This window comes from Oxalicibacterium flavum (genome assembly GCF_014635065.1).
GTDB lineage: Bacteria > Pseudomonadota > Gammaproteobacteria > Burkholderiales > Burkholderiaceae_D > Oxalicibacterium > Oxalicibacterium flavum.
In genome coordinates, this window is sequence record NZ_BMCG01000003.1 from 534,254 (window position 1) to 555,411 (window position 21,158).

Annotated in this window: 23 protein-coding genes; 20 read left to right on the plus strand and 3 right to left on the minus strand. The window is 62.6% G+C overall.

Annotation, left to right across the window (positions count from 1 at the left end; genetic code table 11):
* Positions 1 to 98 precede the first annotated feature (98 nt).
* Positions 99 to 1,019 carry a DMT family transporter gene (locus IEV38_RS09570; RefSeq protein ID WP_188395948.1) on the plus strand — a complete coding sequence of 307 codons (921 nt, stop codon included), beginning with the start codon at positions 99 to 101 and terminating at the stop codon, positions 1,017 to 1,019.
* A 200-nt stretch (positions 1,020 to 1,219) separates the two neighbouring features.
* On the plus strand, positions 1,220 to 2,365 hold the full coding sequence (gene pbpG, locus IEV38_RS09575) for a D-alanyl-D-alanine endopeptidase (protein ID WP_188395949.1): 1,146 nt from the start codon (positions 1,220 to 1,222) through the stop codon (positions 2,363 to 2,365).
* A 66-nt stretch (positions 2,366 to 2,431) separates the two neighbouring features.
* Here the strand turns inward: pbpG and IEV38_RS09580 are convergent, their stop codons facing one another.
* Positions 2,432 to 3,235 carry an IclR family transcriptional regulator gene (locus tag IEV38_RS09580; protein ID WP_229728961.1) on the minus strand — a complete coding sequence of 268 codons (804 nt, stop codon included), beginning with the start codon at positions 3,233 to 3,235 and terminating at the stop codon, positions 2,432 to 2,434.
* A 144-nt stretch (positions 3,236 to 3,379) separates the two neighbouring features.
* Here IEV38_RS09580 and IEV38_RS09585 point away from each other — a divergent pair, with 144 nt between their 5' ends.
* On the plus strand, positions 3,380 to 3,793 hold the full coding sequence (locus IEV38_RS09585) for a diacylglycerol kinase (protein ID WP_188395950.1): 414 nt from the start codon (positions 3,380 to 3,382) through the stop codon (positions 3,791 to 3,793).
* A gap of 61 nt (positions 3,794 to 3,854) precedes the next feature.
* Here IEV38_RS09585 and IEV38_RS09590 read toward each other — a convergent pair whose 3' ends face one another.
* Positions 3,855 to 4,412, minus strand: a complete 558-nt coding sequence (locus tag IEV38_RS09590; protein ID WP_188395951.1) for an NADPH-dependent FMN reductase — start codon at positions 4,410 to 4,412, stop codon at positions 3,855 to 3,857.
* A 51-nt stretch (positions 4,413 to 4,463) separates the two neighbouring features.
* Positions 4,464 to 5,510 (minus strand): NADP(H)-dependent aldo-keto reductase, encoded by a 1,047-nt coding sequence (locus IEV38_RS09595; protein WP_188395952.1) that lies wholly within the window; start codon positions 5,508 to 5,510, stop codon positions 4,464 to 4,466.
* Between the two features lie 258 nt (positions 5,511 to 5,768).
* Here IEV38_RS09595 and IEV38_RS09600 point away from each other — a divergent pair, with 258 nt between their 5' ends.
* The 17 genes from IEV38_RS09600 to IEV38_RS09680 all read left to right on the plus strand — a co-directional run bounded on the left by IEV38_RS09600 (position 5,769) and on the right by IEV38_RS09680 (position 21,111).
* Positions 5,769 to 6,773 (plus strand): sulfate ABC transporter substrate-binding protein, encoded by a 1,005-nt coding sequence (locus IEV38_RS09600; protein WP_188395953.1) that lies wholly within the window; start codon positions 5,769 to 5,771, stop codon positions 6,771 to 6,773.
* Between the two features lie 57 nt (positions 6,774 to 6,830).
* Positions 6,831 to 7,421, plus strand: a complete 591-nt coding sequence (gene ssuE, locus IEV38_RS09605; RefSeq protein WP_188395954.1) for an NADPH-dependent FMN reductase — start codon at positions 6,831 to 6,833, stop codon at positions 7,419 to 7,421.
* Positions 7,422 to 7,531: 110 nt separating this feature from the next.
* Complete coding sequence (locus IEV38_RS09610) at positions 7,532 to 8,512, plus strand: sulfonate ABC transporter substrate-binding protein (RefSeq protein ID WP_188395955.1); 981 nt, start codon at positions 7,532 to 7,534, stop codon at positions 8,510 to 8,512.
* Positions 8,513 to 8,563: 51 nt separating this feature from the next.
* Positions 8,564 to 9,715: an FMNH2-dependent alkanesulfonate monooxygenase gene (ssuD, locus tag IEV38_RS09615; protein ID WP_188396130.1), complete on the plus strand. Its 1,152-nt coding sequence runs from the start codon at positions 8,564 to 8,566 to the stop codon at positions 9,713 to 9,715.
* Positions 9,716 to 9,727: 12 nt separating this feature from the next.
* A complete protein-coding gene (ssuC, locus tag IEV38_RS09620) occupies positions 9,728 to 10,576 on the plus strand; it encodes an aliphatic sulfonate ABC transporter permease SsuC (RefSeq protein WP_229728962.1) in 849 nt (282 codons plus the stop codon).
* A 9-nt stretch (positions 10,577 to 10,585) separates the two neighbouring features.
* Entirely contained in the window at positions 10,586 to 11,425 is an 840-nt protein-coding gene (locus tag IEV38_RS09625; RefSeq protein WP_188395956.1) for an ATP-binding cassette domain-containing protein, read from the plus strand.
* Positions 11,426 to 11,466: 41 nt separating this feature from the next.
* Positions 11,467 to 11,685 carry a TOBE domain-containing protein gene (locus tag IEV38_RS09630; RefSeq protein WP_188395957.1) on the plus strand — a complete coding sequence of 73 codons (219 nt, stop codon included), beginning with the start codon at positions 11,467 to 11,469 and terminating at the stop codon, positions 11,683 to 11,685.
* Positions 11,686 to 11,734: 49 nt separating this feature from the next.
* A complete protein-coding gene (locus tag IEV38_RS09635; RefSeq protein WP_188395958.1) occupies positions 11,735 to 12,580 on the plus strand; it encodes an EAL domain-containing protein in 846 nt (281 codons plus the stop codon).
* A gap of 2 nt (positions 12,581 to 12,582) precedes the next feature.
* Positions 12,583 to 13,152, plus strand: a complete 570-nt coding sequence (locus IEV38_RS09640; RefSeq protein ID WP_188395959.1) for an RBBP9/YdeN family alpha/beta hydrolase — start codon at positions 12,583 to 12,585, stop codon at positions 13,150 to 13,152.
* Between the two features lie 160 nt (positions 13,153 to 13,312).
* Complete coding sequence (chrA, locus tag IEV38_RS09645) at positions 13,313 to 14,515, plus strand: chromate efflux transporter (protein ID WP_188395960.1); 1,203 nt, start codon at positions 13,313 to 13,315, stop codon at positions 14,513 to 14,515.
* A gap of 62 nt (positions 14,516 to 14,577) precedes the next feature.
* Positions 14,578 to 15,219 carry a hypothetical protein gene (locus tag IEV38_RS09650; protein ID WP_188395961.1) on the plus strand — a complete coding sequence of 214 codons (642 nt, stop codon included), beginning with the start codon at positions 14,578 to 14,580 and terminating at the stop codon, positions 15,217 to 15,219.
* Between the two features lie 84 nt (positions 15,220 to 15,303).
* On the plus strand, positions 15,304 to 15,627 hold the full coding sequence (locus tag IEV38_RS09655; protein ID WP_188395962.1) for a helix-turn-helix domain-containing protein: 324 nt from the start codon (positions 15,304 to 15,306) through the stop codon (positions 15,625 to 15,627).
* 46 nt (positions 15,628 to 15,673) lie between these two features.
* Positions 15,674 to 16,771: a carboxynorspermidine decarboxylase gene (locus IEV38_RS09660; protein WP_188395963.1), complete on the plus strand. Its 1,098-nt coding sequence runs from the start codon at positions 15,674 to 15,676 to the stop codon at positions 16,769 to 16,771.
* A 36-nt stretch (positions 16,772 to 16,807) separates the two neighbouring features.
* Positions 16,808 to 18,094, plus strand: a complete 1,287-nt coding sequence (locus IEV38_RS09665; protein WP_188395964.1) for a saccharopine dehydrogenase family protein — start codon at positions 16,808 to 16,810, stop codon at positions 18,092 to 18,094.
* Between the two features lie 179 nt (positions 18,095 to 18,273).
* Positions 18,274 to 19,137: a sulfate ABC transporter permease subunit CysT gene (cysT, locus tag IEV38_RS09670; protein WP_188395965.1), complete on the plus strand. Its 864-nt coding sequence runs from the start codon at positions 18,274 to 18,276 to the stop codon at positions 19,135 to 19,137.
* A 1-nt stretch (position 19,138) separates the two neighbouring features.
* On the plus strand, positions 19,139 to 20,047 hold the full coding sequence (cysW, locus tag IEV38_RS09675; protein ID WP_188395966.1) for a sulfate ABC transporter permease subunit CysW: 909 nt from the start codon (positions 19,139 to 19,141) through the stop codon (positions 20,045 to 20,047).
* Positions 20,044 to 21,111, plus strand: a complete 1,068-nt coding sequence (locus IEV38_RS09680; RefSeq protein WP_188395967.1) for a sulfate/molybdate ABC transporter ATP-binding protein — start codon at positions 20,044 to 20,046, stop codon at positions 21,109 to 21,111. Before cysW ends, IEV38_RS09680 begins: the two co-directional genes overlap by 4 nt.
* Positions 21,112 to 21,158 lie beyond the last annotated feature (47 nt).

Consider the following 21,158-nt stretch of genomic DNA (forward strand, 5'->3'; position numbering starts at 1 on the left):
CGATACGAAAATAATCACGGACAGGACTGTCGCGAGAGCGCACACTGCCGGATTCGCCTGCGCCCGGTGCAGGCGATGAAAGACAAGACAGCCGATTCATGACCGATCCCGCAACACATCGCCCCTCTTCTTCGTCCACGTCGGCGTGGCTGGCGCTCATGCCGATGCTGTTCGTCGTGCTGTGGAGCACCGGCTTCATCGCCGCCAAGTACGGCCTGCCGTATGCACCGCCGCTGACCTTCCTGATCCTGCGCTTCCTGGTCGTCTCGATTCTGCTGGTACCCCTGGTGCTGCTGGTGCGTGCGCCATGGCCGGCGGACAAGGCATGGCACATCGCGGTCTCCGGCGTGCTGCTGCATGCGGGCTACCTGGCCGGCGTGTGGTGCGCGATCAAGCTCGGCATGCCGGCCGGACTGTCGGCGCTGATCGTGGGATTGCAGCCGGTGCTGACGGCGTTTGCCGCACCGCTGGTCGGCGAGCGCGTGCGCGGCCGTCAGTGGCTGGGGCTGGTGCTCGGACTGTCTGGTGTGGGGCTGGTGGTCGCCAACAAGATTTCGCTGGTGGGCCTGACGCTGGAGAGCATCGTCTGCTGCGTGATCGCGCTGTTCTCGATCACCATCGGCACGCTGTACCAGAAGCGCCATTGCCCGCACTTCGATCTGCGCTCGGGTACGCTGATCCAGTACGTCGCTTCGCTGCTGGCGATACTGCCGCTGGCGATCTGGTTCGAGGACTGGACGCCGGCCTTCGCCGCGGTGGAATGGACGCCGGAATTCATCGGCGCCTTGCTGTGGTCGGTGCTGGCACTGTCGATCGGCGCGATCTTCGTGCTGTTCGCGCTGATCCGCCGTAGCGCCGCGACCAGCGTCACCAGCCTGCTGTACCTGACGCCGCCGACCACGGCGGTGATGGCGTGGCTGGCATTTGGCGAAGTGTTCAGCATGGTCGGCTTGCTGGGAATGGTATTGGCGGTGCTGGGCGTGGCCTTCGTGGTGAGCAAGTCGGCGCGGTCGGACTGATGTTTCTTTTTGGAAATAAAATAGGCCGCTGCCCGGATAAATGTTTTTCCCCGCCGAAACAACGCACCTTTCTGGTGAAAAATGAATATTAATAGTTAGAAAATAGTTTAATGACTAACGCTAACTGATTCATTTGCTTGCGTATTTTCTTCATTTTGCTAAACTGCAAGCAATTTTTGTTTCGCTTTGGGGAGCCGCAGATGATCAAGTCCGCGCTAGGCATCTTTTTTTCGCTATTGATCGTCGCCACGCCACTCGCCCACGCCAAGGAAGCCAAGACTTCTCCCAAGAAGCAGACCGCCAGCAAGACGGTAAAGAAAGCGCCTGCCAAGGCGACTGCCGCCAAGTCCACCGCCAGGAAAACCAAGACCGCAAAGAAGGCAAGCGCCAAGGCGCCTGCGCGCAAGAACGCATCGCTCAACAGCAAGGAACGGCTGGTCAAGAAGACCGTGGTGGTCAATGGCAAGCGCAAGACGGTCTATCAGCGCGTTGCAGCCCGTCCTTCGCTGCCGGTGGTGCCGCCCGTCATGACGGCTGGCGACCTGGCCGGCCTGAACCTCACGCGCGATCCGCTGGCGCTGGCGTCGAACGTCGCGCTGGTCATGGACCAGTCCGATTCCACCGTGCTGTTCGAGAAGAACGCCAACGTCACGCTGCCGATCGCTTCCATCACCAAGCTGATGACGGCGCTGGTGGTGGTCGAGTCGCATCAGGACATGGATGAAATCCTCGAAGTCACGAGCGAGGACATCGACCGCGAGAAGAACAGTTCGTCGCGCCTGCGCGTCGGCTCGCGCCTGTCGCGCGCCAACATGCTGCACATCGCATTGATGAGTTCCGAGAACCGCGCGGCGTCGGCATTGGGCCGTCATTATCCGGGCGGCATCCATGCCTTCGTTTCCGCCATGAACGCCAAGGCGCGCGAGCTCGGCATGAGCGGCACGCGCTATGTGGATTCGACCGGCCTGTCTAGCCTCAACGTCGCCACCGCACGCGATCTGGCGCGGCTGGTCGCGCACGCCTCGCGCCATCCTATCCTGTGCCAGTATTCGACCGACACCAAGTACGTGGTCGATCCGGGCGGCCATTCGCTGCAGTATGCGAACTCCAATCGTCTCGTCAACAACCCGGACTGGGAAATCGGCCTGCAGAAGACCGGCTACATTTCCGAAGCCGGCCGTTGCCTCGTCATGCAGACCAACATCAACGGCCGTCCGATCGTGATGATCTTCCTCGATTCCAAGGGCAAGTACTCGCGTCTCGGCGATGCGCAGCGCATCCGCAAGTGGATAGAGGAAACCCAGCCGCAGAATGCCTCGCGCACGGTGCGCAAGATCGAGAGCTGATTCTGTCGGAAGAACCAACAAAAAAGCGAACCCTGCGGTTCGCTTTTTTGTTGGATGCGTGAAGTTTCAGCGCGCCGTCTGTCCATTGGCAACGGCCGGGTTGTAGCCGAGTGCGGCAGATATCTGGCGTGCGGTCGCCATCAAGTCTTCCAGCCATGCTTCCTGCAGGCGGTCGGCCGGCGCCGAGATCGACAACCCGGCAATCAGCTTGCCGCTGTCGTCGTGAATGCCGGCTGCCATGCAGCGCACGCCGAGTTCCAGTTCCTCGTTGTCGCGCGCATAGCCGTGGGCACGCACGCGTTCGAGTTCGGCTTCGAGCTTGTCGAGTTCGGTGATCGAGTTGCGGTTGTGGCCGGCGAGGCCGGTGCGTTGCGCATACTCGCGCACCGATTTCGGTTCATCGACCGACAGGAACAGCTTGCCGGTCGAGGTCAGGTGCAGCGGCGCATGTCCGCCGACGGCGCGCACCACCTGCATGCCCGAGCGTTCGGAATAGGCACGGTCGATGTAGATGATCTCGTCGTTCTGGCGTACCGACAGATTGACCGCCTGGTCGGTCTTGCGATGCAGGTTGCGCATCAGGTCGAGCGCGGCGTCGCGGATGTCGAGGCGGCTCTTGACCACGTTGCCGAGTTCCAGCAGCCGCATGCCGAGCCGGTAGGTTCCGGGTTCGGAACGGTCGACGAAGCGCTTGAGCACCAGGTCGTTGAGGATGCGGTGCGCGGTTGACGGATGCAGGCCGGTGGCGGCCGCGAGTTCCTTGAGGCTGACGGGGTCGGGGTGGGTGGCAAGCGCATCCAGCAGGGAGACCATGCGCTCGATGACCTGTATGGATGTCTTTTCCTGATCTGCAGTGATGGGTGTGCTCATGTTTCGCGGTGACAGTGCAGAGCCACCGTTATATCACATTGTGAAAGATCGAAACAGCAGGATAGTGCCATCTGTCTGCTTGTCTGCCGTCGGGCCTGCATCGATAATGGCCGCACCATCTTCCGACAATTGTTATCCCACCTCATGTCCACCACCCCCGATCCTTCTTCCCCGCAGCCGGTCAGCGAATTCAAGAGCAAGAGCGGCCTGCGCCGCATCGTCTCCGCCTTCCGCTATTCGATGGCGGGTCTGTGCACGGCATGGCGCATCGAACATGCGTTCCGGCAGGAGGCGGTGCTGTTCGTGGTGGCTGCGGTATTGGCCTGCATGCTGCCGGTGACGCCATGGGAACGACTGGCGCTGATCGGCGTGTTCGTGCTGGTGCTGGTAGTGGAATTGCTCAATTCCGCGATCGAGGCGGCGGTGGATCGCGTCTCGCTCGAGCGCAATCCGTTGTCGCGCAATGCCAAGGATTTCGGCAGCGCGGCCGTGCTGCTGACGCTGCTGCTGGCCGGCGCGACGTGGCTGGTGATCCTCTGGCCTTATTTTCTTGGTTGAATCTGTCGCTGCATGAAAAAAGCCGAAGCGATCGCTTCGGCTTTTTTGTTGGGCGTGTCGCTCAGGTCTGCGCGTTGCGGTCTATCCATTGCGCGAAGGCGGCGAGGAACTTGCCGAGGAATTTCTCGCTGCGTTCATCGAGCTTGCCGGCGTCGTCGATCAGCTTGTCGACGCCGCCGAGATAGACCTCGGGCTGTGGCAGGATCGCCAGGCCGACCGCCGCCGCGACCTGACGCAGGTGATGCGCGGCGCCGAAGCCGCCGGTCGGTCCCGGCGAGGCGCTGATGATGGCGCCCGGCTTGCCGAGCCACACGCCTTCGCCATACGGACGCGAGGCGATGTCGATCGCGTTCTTCAGCACGCCCGGCACCGAGCGGTTGTATTCGGGCGTGACGAACAGTACGGCGTCGGCCGGCTTGATCCGCGCACGGAAGTCGATCACGTTCTGCGGCGGATCGGCTTCCCAGTCCTGGCTGAAATGCGGCAGGTCGGCGATATCGATGATCGTCAGCTTGAGATTGGTCGGGGCGATGCCGATCAGTGCCTGTGCCACCTTGCGGTTCAGCGATTCCTTGCGCGGGCTGCCGACGATGACTGCGACGTTGCGGGTTGTGCTCATGATGCTCCTTTCGGAAAAATGAGGGGTGCTGTCCTGACTTGCTTGCCGTGCCTAGGGCGCGGGATTCGGATGGCGCGCGTGGATTTCCTCGATGCCGGCAACGACGTCGTCCGACAGCGCGAGATCGATGCTCGCCAGATTGCTCTGCAATTGTGCCAGCGTGGTGGCGCCGATGATGTTGCTGGTCACGAAGGGACGGGTGTTGACCCAGGCCAATGCCATCTGCGCCGGATCGAGACCGTGCTTGTTCGCCAGCGCCACATAGGCGGCCACGGCTTCGGTTGCATAGGGCGACTTGTAGCGCACGAAACGGCTGAACAGTGTCAGGCGGCCGTCGGCCGGTTGCGCATTCAGATACTTGCCCGACAGCGTGCCGAAGGCCAGCGGCGAATAGGCGAGCAGGCCGACCTGTTCGCGATGTGCGAATTCCGACAGGCCGAGTTCGAAGCTGCGGTTGAGCAGGTTGTACGGATTCTGGATGCTGACGATGCGCGGCAGGCCGAGCCGCTCGGCGGCGCGCAGGAACTGCGAGACGCCCCACGGCGTTTCGTTGGATACGCCGATGTGGCGAATCTTGCCGGCCTGGACGAACTCCGCCAGCACGCCCAGTGTTTCCTCGATCGGTGTGGTGTCTTCGTCGGCGTGATGCACGTATTCGCGGCTGCCGAAGATGTTGACGCTGCGGTCCGGCCAGTGCAGCTGATAGAGATCGATGTAGTCGGTCTGCAGGCGCTCGAGATTGCCGTGCAGCGCCTCGGTCAAACCGCGCCGGTCGAGGCGCGAATAGCCGTTGCGGATGTGCTGCGGATTGTGCGCCATGCGCGCCGGTCCGGTGGCCTTGGTCGCCAGCACGATGCGCTTGCGCTTGCCGCTCTTCTTGAGCCAGCTTCCCAGATAGCGTTCGGTCAGTCCCTGCGTTTCCGGCTTGGGCGGCACCGGGTACATCTCTGCTGCGTCAACCAGATTGACGCCGGCCTCGAGCGCCATGTCGAGTTGCGCGTGGGCATCCGCTTCCGAATTCTGTTCGCCCCAGGTCATGGTGCCCAGCGCGATCGCGCTGACGCGGATGTCTGTATTGCCGAGTAAATGGTATTTCATCGAATCCCCTTTCTTGCGAGGCATTCGAGTCTATCAACAATCGTCGAGGCTTACCGGACGTGGTCCCGATAGATATCTGCGCTATATCGATATGCGCAAATCAAGTAGTTCGCAATTTGAGCCAATCCCGTCCTTCTTTATGCGCAAAACAGATAAGCAACCGCGAAACAATTCGTTCGTTTTTTTTTGGCGCAACCGTACTCTTCATGCTCTGGAAACAGATTGGTTTGTTTTCGAAAACACTGCTCAGGGGAAAATATGCTGCTCAAGAAACTGGTAGGAAGTGCACTGGCACTCGCATTGATTGCGCCGGCCGTCCACGCAAAGGAAGTGTCGCTGTTGAACGTCTCGTACGATCCGACCCGCGAACTGTATCAGGAATTCAACAAGGCCTTCACCAAGGAGTGGAAAGCCAAAAGCGGTGACGATCTGAAGATTCGCACTTCGCACGGCGGTTCGGGCAAGCAGGGCCGCTCGGTCATCGATGGCCTGGAAGCCGATGTGGTGACGCTGGCACTGGCCTATGACATTGACGCCATCGCCGACAGGGGCCTGATCGCCAAGGACTGGCAGAAACGCCTGCCGCACAACAGCTCCCCCTATACCTCGACCATTGTGTTCCTGGTGCGCAAGGGCAATCCAAAAGGCATCAAGGATTGGGACGACCTGGTCAAGCCGGGTGTCGCCGTGATCACGCCGAATCCGAAGACCTCGGGCGGCGCACGCTGGAACCACCTCGCCGCATGGCTGTATGCGCTGAAGCAACCGGGCGGCACCGAAGCCAAGGCTACCGACTTCATCAGCAAGCTCTACAAGAACGTGCCGGTGCTGGATTCCGGCGCGCGCGGTTCGACCACCACCTTCGTTGAACGCGGCATCGGTGACGTCCTGCTGGCCTGGGAAAACGAAGCCATCCTGGCAATCAAGGAACTCGGCCCGGACAAGGTAGAGATCGTGGCGCCGAGCGTGTCCATCCTGGCAGAACCGCCGGTGACCGTGGTCGACAAGAACGTTGATCGTCGCGGTACGCGTGAAGTGGCGGAAGCCTACCTGAAGTATCTGTACACGACCGAAGGTCAGGAGCTCGCGGCACAGAACTACTACCGTCCGATCGACACCAAGATCGCTGCCAAGTATGCCTCGCAGTTCCCGAAACTGAAGCTCTACACGATCGAGGACGTCGGCGGCTGGACCAAGGCGCAAAAGGATCACTTCTCCGATGGCGGCGTGTTCGACAAGATCTACCAGCCGGGCAGCAAGTAATCCGAATATCCCCGGGTCTCCCCGGGGTTCCTTCAACAAAGCTTCGAACGCAGAAAAATGAACATATTGTTGCTTGCGGGTAGTCCATCGACGCCGTCCCGTTCCACCCGCCTGCTGCATCATGTTGGAGAAAGACTGGCGCTGCTTGGCCACCGTTACGTGAAGCTGCATGTCCGCGACCTGCCTGCGCAGGCGCTGATCCAGGCGGACTTCAACGATCCCGTGCTGAAGACGGCGCGGGAGCAGGTGGACCAGGCGGACGCCGTCGTGATTGCCACCCCCGTTTACAAGGCGGCATACAGCGGCATCCTCAAGGCCTTTCTCGACCTGTTGCCGCAGGACGGTCTGAAGGGAAAGCTGGTGCTGCCCATCGCTACCGGCGGCAGCCAGTCGCACATGCTGGCGCTCGACTACGGCCTGCGGCCGGTGCTGTCGGCGCTCGATGCGCGCCATGTGCTGCCCAGCATTTATGCCACCGACCAGCAGATCGCATGGTCGGCGGAAACAGGATTGACGATCGATCCGGCCATCGCCAAGCGCGTCTCGGACGGCATCGAAAACCTGTCGTCGAGCCTGTCCGCCATCAGCGACGTGGCAGCGAACGATTTCGATCCGATCCCGTTCTCCGCCGTGCGCTGCAGCGTCTAGGCAGGGCACTCCGGCGTCGCCGGAAACATGCCCGTTCAATCGTGTCGATCTTCCCGCGCGCAGCCATGCCAGGAAGATCGCTTTTCTGAAACCTGAATCGAGGAAACAGGATGTCCACGCAAGAAGACAAACGCAATGCAAGACGCCGTACCCTGGGTTACCTGTCGGCTGCCGCGATCGGCGCGGCGACGGCGGGCCTGCCGCAGATCGCCGGCGCGCAAAGCCGTCCGGTGCTGCGCATCGGCTATCAGAAGTACGGCACGCTGGTGATCCTGAAAGGGAAGGGCACGCTGGAGAAGCGCTTCGCGGCGGAAGGCGTGGATGTCAAATGGACCGAGTTCACGGCCGGCCCGGCGCTGCTGGAAGGCCTGAACGTCGGCAGCATCGACTTCGGCACCACCGGCGAAGCACCGCCGATCTTTGCGCAGGCGGCCGGCGCGGATCTCATCTATGTCGGCAACGAACCGCCGTCGCCGACCAGCGAAGCCATCATCGTGCCAAGGAATTCGCCGATCAAGAGCGTGGCCGAACTCAAGGGCAAGCGCGTCGCGCTGAACCGCGGTTCCAACGTCCACTACCTGTGGGTCAAGGCGCTCGAACGTGCCGGCCTGGCCTACACGGACGTGCAGACGCTGTTCCTGGCACCGGCCGACGCGCGTGCCGCCTTCGAGCGCGGCAGCCTCGACGCCTGGGTCATCTGGGACCCGTTCCTGGCCGCGGCCGAAAAGCAGATCGGCGCGCGTGTGCTGGAAGACGGCACCGGCCTCGTCGCCAATCACCAGTTCTTCCTGGCCTCGCGCGCGTATGCGCAGAAGAATCCGAAGGCGCTTGCGATCCTGATCGAGGAGCTCGACAAGATCGACCAGTGGGGCGCCAGGAACCAGAAGGAAGTGGCGGCCATCCTGGCGCAGCAGACCGGCCTCGACTATCCGACCGTGGAACTGGCGGCGCAGCGCTATTCGTATGGCGTCAAGCCCGTCACGCCGCAGGTGATCGCCGAGCAGCAGAAGATCGCCGACGTCTTCGCCGAACTGAAACTGATCCCCAAAACCATCAAGGTCAAGGACGCGGTGCTCGCCGTCCAGCCTTGAGCATGAAGTTGCCCGCATGAAACGGGCAGCCCCGAAGGAAGAGAAATGAGTCTGAACGTATTCTGGTTTATCCCCACCCACGGCGACAGCCGCTATCTTGGTACCTCCAAGGGCGCGCGCCAGGTCGATTTCGATTACATGAAGCAGGTCGCGGTGGCGGCCGATACGCTCGGCTACGACGGCGTGCTGCTGCCGACCGGGCGCTCGTGCGAGGACGCGTGGGTGGCGGCATCGAGCCTGATCGGCGAGACGAAAAAGCTCAAGTTCCTGGTGGCGGTGCGTCCCGGCCTGAGCACGCCGGGCCAGGCCGTGCGCATGGCGGCGACCTTCGACCGCCTGTCCAAGGGCCGGTTGCTGATCAATGTCGTCACCGGCGGCGACCAGGCAGAACTCGAGGCCGACGGCCTGTGGGCATCGCATGCCGATCGTTACGAAATCTCTTCCGAATTTCTCAGGATCTGGCGCGCTTCGCTGGCCGGCGAGGGCGGCGATGCCGGCTTCGATTTCGACGGCAAGCACCTGCAGGTGAAAGGTGCCAAGACGCTCTATCCGCCGGTGCAGAAGCCGTATCCGCCGCTGTACTTCGGCGGCTCGTCGGAAGCGGCGCACGATCTGGCGGCCGAACAGGTCGACGTCTATCTGACCTGGGGCGAGCCGCCGGCCGCGGTGGCGGAAAAGATCGCCGACATCCGCGCGCGCGCCGCCAAACATGGCCGTACTGTCAAGTTCGGCATCCGCCTGCACGTGATCGTGCGCGAGACCAATGAACAGGCATGGCGCGATGCAGACGAACTGATCAGGTACGTCGACGACGACCTGATCGCGCGCGCCCAGGCGTCCTTCAGCAAGATGGATTCGGAAGGCCAGCGCCGCATGGCCGCGCTGCACGGCGGCCGCAAGGACAAGCTCGAAGTCTCGCCCAACCTGTGGGCCGGCGTCGGTCTGGTGCGTGGCGGTGCAGGTACCGCGCTGGTCGGCGACGCCGAAACGGTGGCGGCGCGCATGCAGGAATACGCCGACCTCGGCATCGAGACCTTCATCCTGTCCGGCTATCCGCACTTGGAGGAATCGTATCGCTTTGCCGAACTGGTGTTCCCGTTGCTGGGCAAGGGGCGCACGCGCGCCGACGACGAACCGACCCTGACGGGCCCCTTCGGCGAGGTGATCTCCAACGACATCCTGCCCAAGGTCTCGCAGAGCTGAGGAGAGGATGCGATGAGTGCAGTGGTTTCAGGAACGGCGCAGGGGGCGGCAGCGGCCGACCAGGCCGAAGCACAGCCGGTCCGGCAGACAGGCAGGTGGACCTCGTCGTGGTCGCGGCTGGCGCCGTGGATCGTGCCGGTGCTGCTGATCGCGGTCTGGCAGTTCGCGTCGCAGGTCGGCTGGCTGTCGAGCCGCATCCTGCCCGAACCGTGGGCGGTGGCGAAGGCGGCGTGGGGACTCGCGGTCTCCGGCGAACTGTGGACCCACGTGCAGGTCAGCCTCGGCCGCGCGGTGATGGCATTCGCGGTCGGCGGCGGCCTCGGTCTGCTGCTCGGTCTGTTGACGGGCACCTTCAGGACCGCCGAGACGCTGCTCGACACCACGCTGCAGATGATCCGCAACATCCCGGCGCTGGCGCTGATTCCGCTCGTGATTCTGTGGTTCGGCATCGAGGAAACCTCCAAGATTTTCCTGGTGGCGGTCGGCGTGTTCTTTCCCGTCTATCTGAATACCTTTCACGGCATCCGCTCGGTCGACAAGGGCCTCATCGAAATGGCCAAGAGCTACGGCCTGTCGGGCTGGTCGCTGTATCGCGACGTGATCCTGCCGGGCGCGCTGCCGTCGATCCTGGTCGGTGTGCGCTTTTCGCTGGGACTGGTGTGGGTGCTGCTGATCGTGGCGGAAACCATTTCGGCGCAGTCCGGCATCGGCTACATGACGATGAACGCGCGCGAGTTCCTGCAGACCGACGTGGTGCTGGTCGGCATCCTGCTGTACGCCTTGCTCGGCAAGCTGGCCGACGTGCTGTCGCGCCTGCTCGAGCGTTACTGGTTGCGCTGGCATCCCGGTTATCGTCATTGAGGAGCGACCATGTCAGCCCAATTGCAAGAACAGAAAACGGAAAGTGCAGGTCGCAGCGGCGGTGCGCGTCGTGGTATCCGCGTCGTCATCGACAGCCTCTACAAATCCTATAACGGCCGCCAGGTCCTGAAGTCCATCGATCTGGACATCGAACCCGGCGAATTCGTCGCCGTGGTCGGCCGCAGCGGCTGCGGCAAGAGCACGCTGCTGCGTCTGATCGCCGAGCTCGAAAGCGCCGATCGCGGTGCGCTGGTGTTCGGCGAGCAGGGGCAGCGCCCCGAGACGCGCATCATGTTCCAGGATTCGCGCCTGCTGCCGTGGAAGCGCGTGCTCGACAACGTGGCGCTCGGCCTGCCGAACAAGGACGGGGCACGCACCTCGCTGCAGCAGGTCGGTCTGGCCGACCGCGGCGGCGAGTGGCCGGCCGTGCTGTCCGGCGGCCAGCGCCAGCGCGTGGCGCTGGCACGCGCGCTGGTGCACGATCCCGAACTGCTGCTGCTCGACGAGCCGCTGGGTGCGCTCGATGCGCTGACCCGCATCGAGATGCAGCAGCTGATTGAATCGCTGTGGCAGGAACGCGGCTTCACTGCCTTGCTCGTCACGCACGACGTGCAGGAAGCCATTGCGCTGGCCGACCGCGTGGTGCTGATCGAGGACGGCCGCATCACGCTCGACGAGCGCATTTCGCTGGCGCGTCCGCGCGCACGCGGCAACCCGAGTTTTGCGCAACTGGAGGAACACATCCTGTCGCGCGTCCTGCAGCAACCGGTTTCCGCCAACGATCCCGATTCCTCGCTGGGCGATCTGTCGTTGCTGAAGTCCGTCAACCAGTTCGCCTGGGCAGTCTAGGCATTCATTTCCGTTTCATCCCTCCAACATCAAGGAACATCATGAGCATCGAAAAAATCAACGCACGCAACCAGTTCAAGGGCAAGATTTCCACCATTATCGAAGGTCCGGTCGTTTCGGAAATCGATGTGGAAACGCCCGCCGGTATCGTGACGTCCGTCATCACCACGCGCTCGGTCAAGGACCTGGAGCTGAAGATCGGCACCGAAGTCGTGGCGCTGGTCAAGGCCACCGAGGTGTCGCTGGCCAAACTGCTGTAAGGCATGCGGCGTTGCCTTCGCCGGCAACGCCGAAACTGCAAGGAACGCCATGACATTTCCCGCGCTGCAAGACTATCTCGCACGTCTGCGGAACGCGCCGACGGATACTTCCCTGTGGCTGGATGCGCAGGGCAGGGCGCACGGGCGCTATCTGAATTCCACGCTGACCAGCGTATTCCAGCCGATACGCGATCTGGCGGATCTTCACGTCGTCGGCGTGCAGGGCTTCATGCGCAGCCATTCGCGCAGCGACGAGGGCCTGAGCGTCTGGAAGCTGCTCGACACGGTGGCGACCGACGACCAGTCGATCGAACTCGACCGGCTGTGCCGGCTGCTGCATGCGGTCAATTTCTATCGTCAGCCGGAGCTGGCCGACGTCGATCTCTATCTGAGCGTGCACGCGCGCCTGCTGGCGGCGGTCGACAGCAACCACGGCATGTCGTTCCGCCATGTGCTCGACGTGCTGGAACTGCCGCATCGCAAGATCGTGCTGCAGTTGCCGGTCATTCGCGAGGATCAGGCCTGGCTTGCGCACTACGTGGCCGACAACTACCGGCGCAACGGTTTCCGCCTGGCGATCAACGTGGCCGACGTGCGGCAGGGACTTGCGCAATTCGCGCAGATCCTTCCGGACGTGGTCAAGGTCGACGTGCGTGAACTGTATGACGAAGAGGCCGCGCTGCAACTGCTGCTGGAAGCACACGCAAGCAATGCACACGTGGTGTTCAAGCGCGTGGAATCGGAAGCGGTGCATGAAAAGCTGAAGCGGTTGCAGCAGCGCGCGCAGCTGCCGATCGCGGTGCAGGGCTATCTGTTCGACCAGCCACGTGCCGTGTTCTCCGCGCCGGCGAGTCCGCAGGAAGAGGCGGCCGTGCCGGCCGGCACGGAGTCCTGATCATGCGGGCACTCGATGACTACCGTGTTCTCGTCGCGCCGGGCCTGCACGGCAGCGGCGAGGAGCATTGGCAGACTCGTTGGGAACGCCTTCACCCCGCCTTCGAGCGCGTGATGCAGGACGACTGGGCGGTGCCCGACCTGCCGCGCTGGGCGTGGCGGCTCGAGCAGCATCTGGCGCAGTCGGAGCGGCCGACGCTGATCGTGGCGCACAGCTTCGGCTGCCTGGCAACAGTACATGCGACGCGGCACGACCGTTTCAACGTGGCGGGTGCCTTGCTCGTCGCGCCCGCCGATCCCGACAAGTTCGGTGTCGCCGATACGCTGCAGGAAGCGCGCCTGTCCTATCCGGCGGTAGTCATCGGCAGCACCGACGACCCGTGGATGCAGGCGGCGCGCGCCTCGTGGTGGGCCAATGTCTGGAACAGCGGCTTCATCAGCATGGGCGCGCTCGGCCACATCAATGCCGACTCCGGCCTCGGCGACTGGCCTCAGGGTTGGCATCAGTTCGAGCAACTGGTCCGGATGGCCGATACGCTGGCGCATCCGCAGACTTCGCTGCTGGCACGCTGAGTGCGATTCACCCGCACCGCGTGCGGATTTCTTTCTCCACGACGTTTCGCTCCTGCGGTACGATGACGCACCGCAAGAGCTGTCTTCCTTCGTGCAGCTGCGCATGAGCCGGATGACGTGGCCGTGTTCCGCGGTTCCATGAACGATCGCAGACGCATGCATGACGATTCCCTTTCTTGAACAGCGCCGTACCTGGTCGGTATTCCTGATTTTCCTGCGGCTGGGCTTGACTTCCTTTGGCGGTCCCGTTGCCCATCTTGGCTATTTTCGCGACGAGTTCGTGGTGCGGCGACGTTGGCTGTCCGAGCGCGCGTATGCCGACATGCTGGCGCTGTGCCATTTTCTGCCTGGACCGGCCAGCAGCCAGCTTGGCATGGCGCTGGGCATGACGCGCGCTGGCTATGCGGGCATGCTGGCGGCATGGGCCGGCTTTACCCTGCCGTCGGCAGCGGCGATGATCCTGTTCGGCCTGAGCGTGGGGCACGGCGAAGGGCTTCTGCCGGCAGGTCTCATGCAGGGACTGAAGCTGGTGGCGGTCGCCATGGTGGCGCAGGCAGTATGGGGCATGGGTAGAAGCTTGTGTCGAGGAGCGTTGCGCCTCGCCATCATGCTGGCTGCCGCCTGTATCGTATTGTTCTTTTCGTCGGCATGGGCGCAGCTTGTCGTGATTGCCGCAGGCGGCCTGATCGGCTGGATCGGCATCAGGCCCGCGCTCGGACACGGCAGTGACGTCTTGCCGCCGACAATCGGCCGGCGTTCGGGCGCGGTATGGCTGGGCCTGTTTTTCGTTTTGCTGGCGGGGTTGCCGGTGCTGGCGGAAATGCAGCCCGATCGCACATGGGCGGTGATCGATGCTTTCTATCGCGTGGGTGCGCTGGTGTTCGGCGGCGGGCATGTCGTCCTGCCGATGCTGCAGGCGGAAGTGATGCCGCCGGGCTGGACCGACAGCGCGACCTTCCTCGCCGGCTATGGTGCGGCGCAGGCCTTGCCGGGACCGTTGTTCACCTTTGCCGCGTTTCTCGGTACGGTCATGGACGCCGGGCCGGGTGACGTGCTTGGCGGGGTCATGTGCCTCGTGGCCATTTTCCTTCCCTCTTTTCTGCTGGTGGCAGGGGTCCTGCCTTTTTGGAGCAGCTTGCAGCGCAATTACGGCATGCAGGTGGCACTGGGTGGCATCAATGCCGCAGTGGTAGGTCTGCTGTTGGCGGCGCTGTTCGACCCGTTGTGGAAAGACACCATTCACGACGGATGGGACATGGCGCTAACGTTTCTGGCTTTCGCTTCGCTGACGGCGTGGAAGCTGCCGCCGTGGCTGGTGGTATTGTTCGGCGGCATGGCTGGCTGGGCAGTGCATCTTCTTTGACTTTTGACTATAGCTATTTTTTTGATGGATGTGACTGAATGAACTCTTCACGATGGCAAGGCATGTTTGGTTCCGTTTTCATTTTGCTGGCATTGGCGGTCAGCTATCTGTGTGCGCCGCTGTTGCCGGTGACCGCGGGATGGGAAAACGGATGGATAGAAAACCTGCAGGCGCTGCTGCTGTTCGCCGGCGGCGTGTGGGCCTTCTGGTTTGCGGCCCGTCTGCCGTCACCACGCGAGAAGGCGTTCTGGCACGCGATCGCACCGTTGTGGCTGATCCTCGGTTTTCGCGAGCTGAGCTGGGGCGCGGTGTTCCATGCACCGGTATCGTTTTCGCACGAGACCGGGCCGATGTTCTCTTCGTCGATGCAACTCTGGTACAAGCCGGCCGTGACGCCGGTGCTGGCGCTGGTGCTCCTGGTCTGCGTATGGATCTTCGTGCGCGGCGGACATCTGCGCACGCTTGGCGCGCTGTGGCGCCAGCACAGCATTCCCTTGCGCGAAATGGCGCTGGTGGTGATCTGCATGTTCGTCTCTGCCGCGGCGGAAGGGCACATGGGCCTGAGCCTGAACCTGAGCGAAGGGACCTCGCAGGTCTTCGAGGAACTGGCGGAACTGTGTGCCTACTCCGCCTTGCTGCTGGCGCAGGCGCGCGTGATGCGCGGTTTCCGCCAGGGCGGCTTTTCCCCCGTCATCGGAAGCTAGCGCAGTCCGAGGGAATACGCCCTTTACAGAATATGCCTTTTAAGTCATAATTCGCGGTTGGCATTGAACGGAAAAACTGTCGACATGGCGAAGAAGGGCGATGCGGATTCCATGTGCGATGGCAATCGTGGCAGGACCATCGCGGCCAACGCGATGACGTCCGCCACCCTGAAGGACTTGCGCAAGCGCGCGGGACAGACCCAGGAAGAAATGGCGGCGTCGCTCGGCGTCGGCCAGGAAACCATCTCCCGTCTGGAAAAACGCAGCGACATGCTGCTGTCCACCCTGCATCACTATGTCGAAACCATCGGCGGCCAACTGACGCTGGTGGCGACCTTTCCCAACCAGCCGCCCGTGATCATCGATCACCGCGGCGACAAGAAACGCGCGCCGAAGAAGCGCAACTGATCTGCGCCCGATTGCGGCGTACCCCCGGTTTTTCTTGAGTATGCAGATGATTCCCACACCCTATTACCTGATAGACGAAGCGGCGCTGCTGCGCAACCTGGCGATCATCGACGAGGTACGCGAACGCTCGGGCGCCAAGGTGCTGCTGGCGCTCAAGTGCTTTGCCACCTGGTCGGTGTTCGGCCTGATGCGCCAGCATATGGACGGCACCACGTCGTCCTCGTTGTACGAGGTCAAGCTCGGGCAGCAGAAGTTCGGCGGCGAGACGCACGCCTACAGCGTCGCCTTTGCCGATCACGAGATCGAGGACGTGGTCGCGCACTGCGACAAGATCATCTTCAACTCGATCAGCCAGTTGCAGCGTTTTGCATTGCATGCGGCGGGCAAGCCGGTCGGGCTTCGTCTGAATCCGGGTGTCAGCTGCGCGAGCTTCGATCTGGCCGATCCGGCGCGCCAGTTCAGCCGGCTTGGCGAATCCGACCCGGCGCGCATCCTGTCCGTCATCGACCGCATCGACGGCGTGATGATCCACAACAATTGCGAGAACCGCGACTTCGATCGCTTCGATGCCTTGCTGGGCGAGGTCGAGCAGCGCTATGGCGACATCCTGCACAAGCTGAAATGGGTCAGCCTCGGCGGCGGCATCAGCTTCACCGCGCCCGGCTATGCGCTCGATGCGTTCTGCGAACGCCTGCGTCGCTTTGCGCAGACCTACGGCGTGCAGGTCTATCTGGAGCCGGGCGAGGCGACCGTGCGGCATACGACCACGTTGGAAGTCAGCGTGCTGGATGTCGGCTTCAACGGCCGCAACCTGGCCGTGGTCGACAGTTCGACCGAGGCGCACATGCTGGACCTGCTGATCTATCGCGAGACGGCACCGATCGGCAACGGGCAGGGCGAACACGTGTATCAGGTGTGCGGCAAAACCTGCCTGGCTGGCGACATCTTTGGCGAAGCGAAGTTCGAGCGGCCTTTGCAGATCGGCGACCGCATCTCGATCGGCGATGCCGGCGGCTACACCATGGTCAAGAAGAACTGGTTCAACGGCGTGCACATGCCGGCGATCGCCGTCAGGAAGACCGACGGCAGTGTGCGCGTGGTGCGCGAATTCGATTTCGATGATTACGTCGCCAGCCTGTCCTGACGACGTCATCCGGTTTTGAGTGAAGGGGGAAGACCAATGAAGCGCAATGTCCTCATTATCGGCGCCGGCGGCGTGGCGCACGTCGTCGCGCACAAGTGCGCACAGAACAATGCGGTGCTCGGCGATATCCATATCGCCTCGCGCACGCTGTCGAAGTGCCAGGCCATCATCGATTCGGTCCATGAAAAGGGCAGCCTGCAGCAGGACCGCCATCTGCAGGCGCACGCGCTCGATGCCATGGATATCGACGCCACCAAGTTTCTGATCCGCGCTACCCACAGCCAGATCGTCATCAACGTCGGTTCGCCCTTCCTCAACATGTCGGTGCTGGCGGCCTGCATCGAGACCGGTGCCGCCTATCTCGATACGGCGATCCACGAAGATCCGGCCAAGGTGTGCGAGACGCCGCCCTGGTATGCCAACTACGAATGGAAGCGGCGCGACGCCTGCAAGGATGCGCGCGTGACGGCCGTGCTCGGCGTCGGCTTCGATCCGGGCGTGGTCAATGCCTACGCGCGCTATGCGCTCGACAACTGCTTCGACAGCGTCGATTCGATCGACATCATCGACATCAACGCCGGCAGCCACGGCCGCTACTTCGCGACCAACTTCGATCCCGAGATCAACTTCCGCGAATTCACCTCGACTGTCTGGTCGTGGGAAAACAATGCATGGAAATCGAATGCGATGTTCGAGCACCGCCAGGACTGGGACATGCCGGTGACCGGCAAGGTCACGACCTATCTGACCGGACATGACGAACTGCATTCGATGTCGCAGAACCTCGGCGTGCCCAACATCCGTTTCTGGATGAGCTTCGGCGAGCATTACATCAACGTCTTCAACGTGCTCAAGAACCTTGGCCTGCTGTCGGAGCAGCCCGTGCGCACCGCGCGCGGCCAGGAAGTGGTGCCGCTCGAAGTCGTCAAGGCGGTGCTGCCGGACCCGGCATCGCTGGCGCCCGCTTATACCGGCAAGACTGTCATCGGTGACTTGATCAAGGGGATCAAGGGCGGCAGGACTCAGGAGGTGCTGGTCTATAACGTCTGCGACCACCGGGCCTGCTACGAGGAAGTCGGCAGTCAGGCGATTTCCTATACCGCCGGGGTGCCGGCCGTGGCGGCCGCCATGCTGATCGCCAACGGTACCTGGGATATCGGCGAGATGGCCAATGTGGAAGAACTCGATCCGGCGCCTTTCATTGCCCTGATGAACCGTATGGGGCTGGTGACGCGTATCCGCGATGCACAGGGCGATCGCGTCCTCGACCCGCAGCAGGAAGCGCCAGGCAAGACCGCACCGGCACGCCTAGTCAATTACTGAGACCGAAGGGCGGGCTACCCGCCCGGTTGCCCGTTCCGGGCCATTATCTGTTTACCTGCCTCCCGGCAGGTTTCTTTATTTGTTTTTCTTCTAAGGACATGCGAAAAGATTCGTTCTTTTTATAACGATCGGGTGCAATTATGGCGGCCTGTTAGCTATATTTGTAATAAGAGACGCATATGTCCGCCATTGCCGCCGTTCCATCAGGGAAATATCGCCCGACACGCGTGTTGCCGGGCTTCCATCTTTCGCTCGGGTTTACGCTGTTCTATCTGTGCCTGATCGTGCTGATCCCGCTCTCTGCGGTCTTCATCAACACGTTCACGATGAACTGGGACGGTTTCGTCGCGGCCGTGACCTCGGACCGCGTGGTGGCATCCTACAAACTGACTTTTGGCGCTTCGCTGATTGCCGCCGCATTGAACGTGCTGTTTGGCGGCATCGTGGCGTGGGTGCTGGTGCGCTACCAGTTCCCGGGCAAGAAGATCATCGACGCGCTGGTTGACCTGCCGTTCGCGCTGCCGACCGCAGTGGCCGGCATTGCGCTGACCGCGCTGTACTCGGCCAATGGCTGGATCGGCCAGTATCTGGCTGCCATCGGCATCAAGGTGGCGTTCACGCCGCTGGGCGTGATCGTGGCGCTGACCTTCATCGGCCTGCCGTTCGTGGTGCGCACCGTGCAGCCGGTGCTGGAAGACGCCGAGCGCGAGCTCGAGGAAGCCGCCGCCAGTCTGGGCGCCAACCACTGGCAGACCTTCGCCAAGGTGATCTTCCCGACCGTGCTGCCGGCCCTGCTGACGGGCTTTGCATTGGCCTTTGCACGCGCGACCGGTGAATACGGTTCCGTCATCTTCATTGCCGGCAACATGCCGATGGTGTCGGAAATCACGCCGCTGTTCATCGTCACCAAGCTTGAGCAGTACGACTATGCGGGTGCCACTGCCATCGCTATGGTGATGCTGCTGGTCTCGTTCACGATGCTGCTCACGATCAACCTGTTGCAAGCCTGGTCCCGCAAGCGCGGTCAGGTGGAGAAAGTCTGACATGTCCGCCATTGCTCCTTCCGCCGGCCTGCCGTTCGCTGCCGGCACGCGTACCGCACCGGTGGTGCCGGCCGCCACGCTGGAACCGGTCTGGGTGCGCGTGCTGCTGATCGGCGTCGCGCTGGCGTTCCTGACGCTGTTCCTGTTCGTGCCGCTGGTTGCGGTCTTCGCCGAGGCGCTGAAAAAAGGCTGGGATGCCTATGTCGCCGCGATTCTCGAGGAAGATGCGATCTCCGCGATCAAGCTGACGCTGCTGACGGCGGCCATCGCGGTGCCGCTGAACCTGGTGTTCGGCGTGGCGGCGTCGTGGTGCATCGCCAAGTTCGATTTCCGCGGCAAGAGCTTCCTGCTGACGCTGATCGACCTGCCGTTCTCGGTCTCGCCCGTGATTTCCGGCCTGATCTTCGTGCTGCTGTTCGGTGCGCAGGGCTGGTTCGGCGAATGGCTGCAGGAACACAACATCAAGATCCTGTTTGCGGTGCCGGGCATCGTGCTGGCGACCATCTTCGTCACGTTCCCCTTCGTGGCGCGCGAGCTGATTCCGCTCATGCAGTCGCAGGGCAGCGAGGAGGAAGAGGCTGCGCTGGTGCTGGGCGCCAACGGCTGGAAGACTTTCTGGCACGTCACCTTGCCCAACATCAAGTGGGGCCTGCTGTACGGCGTGATCCTCTGCAATGCGCGTGCGATGGGCGAATTCGGCGCGGTGTCGGTCGTGTCGGGCCACATTCGTGGTCAGACCAACACGATTCCGCTGCAGGTCGAGATTCTGTACAACGAGTATCAGTTTTCCGCTGCTTTTGCCGTTGCGTCGTTGCTGGCCTTGTTGGCACTGGTTACACTTGCGCTCAAAACCTTTATTGAATGGCGCTTGCGCGACACACACGAACAGTTTCAGGAGCAGGGATCATGAGCATCGAAGTCAAAAACATTCACAAGCAGTTCGGCAGCTTCACGGCACTGAACAACGTCTCGCTGGATTTCCCGGCGGGTGAACTGACCGCTCTGCTGGGCCCGTCGGGCTGCGGCAAGACGACCTTGCTGCGCATCATCGCGGGCCTCGAACAGCCCGACCACGGCCAGGTGCTGCTCGACGGCGAGGATGCCTCGGCGCGCCACGTGCGCGAACGCCAGGTCGGCTTCGTGTTCCAGCACTACGCGCTGTTCAAGCACATGACCGTGTTCGACAACATCGCCTTCGGCCTGCGCGTGCGCCCGAAGGCGACGCGTCCGTCGGAAGCGCAGATCAAGGAAAAGGTCACCAAGCTGCTCGAGCTGGTGCAGCTCGACTGGCTGGCCGACCGCTATCCGCCGCAACTGTCGGGCGGCCAGCGCCAGCGTATCGCGCTGGCGCGTGCACTGGCGGTCGAACCGCGCGTGCTGCTGCTCGACGAACCGTTCGGCGCGCTCGATGCCAAGGTGCGCAAGGAACTGCGCCGCTGGCTGCGCCGCCTGCACGACGAACTGCACGTCACCAGCATCTTCGTGACCCACGATCAGGAAGAGGCGCTCGAGGTGGCCGACCAGATCGTGCTGATGAACAAGGGCAATGTCGAACAGATCGGTTCGCCCAAGGATGTCTATAACAACCCGGCTTCGCCGTTCGTTTATGGCTTCCTCGGCAACGTCAACCTGTTCCACGGCCGCGTGCACGAAGGCGTGCTGCAGACCGAGGGCATCCGCTTCGATGCGCCGGATCACGTCGGCACCCAGGATGCCAAGGGCATCGGCTACGTGCGTCCGCACGATTTGGAAGTCGAGCGCTACACGTCGGGCGCCGAAGGCATCGTGGTGCAGCTGCGCCGCGCCCATGCGATCGGCCCGCTGGCGCAGCTCGAACTCGAGCGTGACGACAACGGCGACCTTATCGAAGCAGTGATTCCGAACGACCGCTTCTCGTCGTTGTCGCTGAAGGAAGGCGAGACGCTGGTGGTGCGCCCGAAACGTCTGCAGGTGTTTGTCGACGATTCCGTTTGAGCGATTGCCCCTGACACTTCCGTCGGACGTCGTCGGAGTGATCGCGC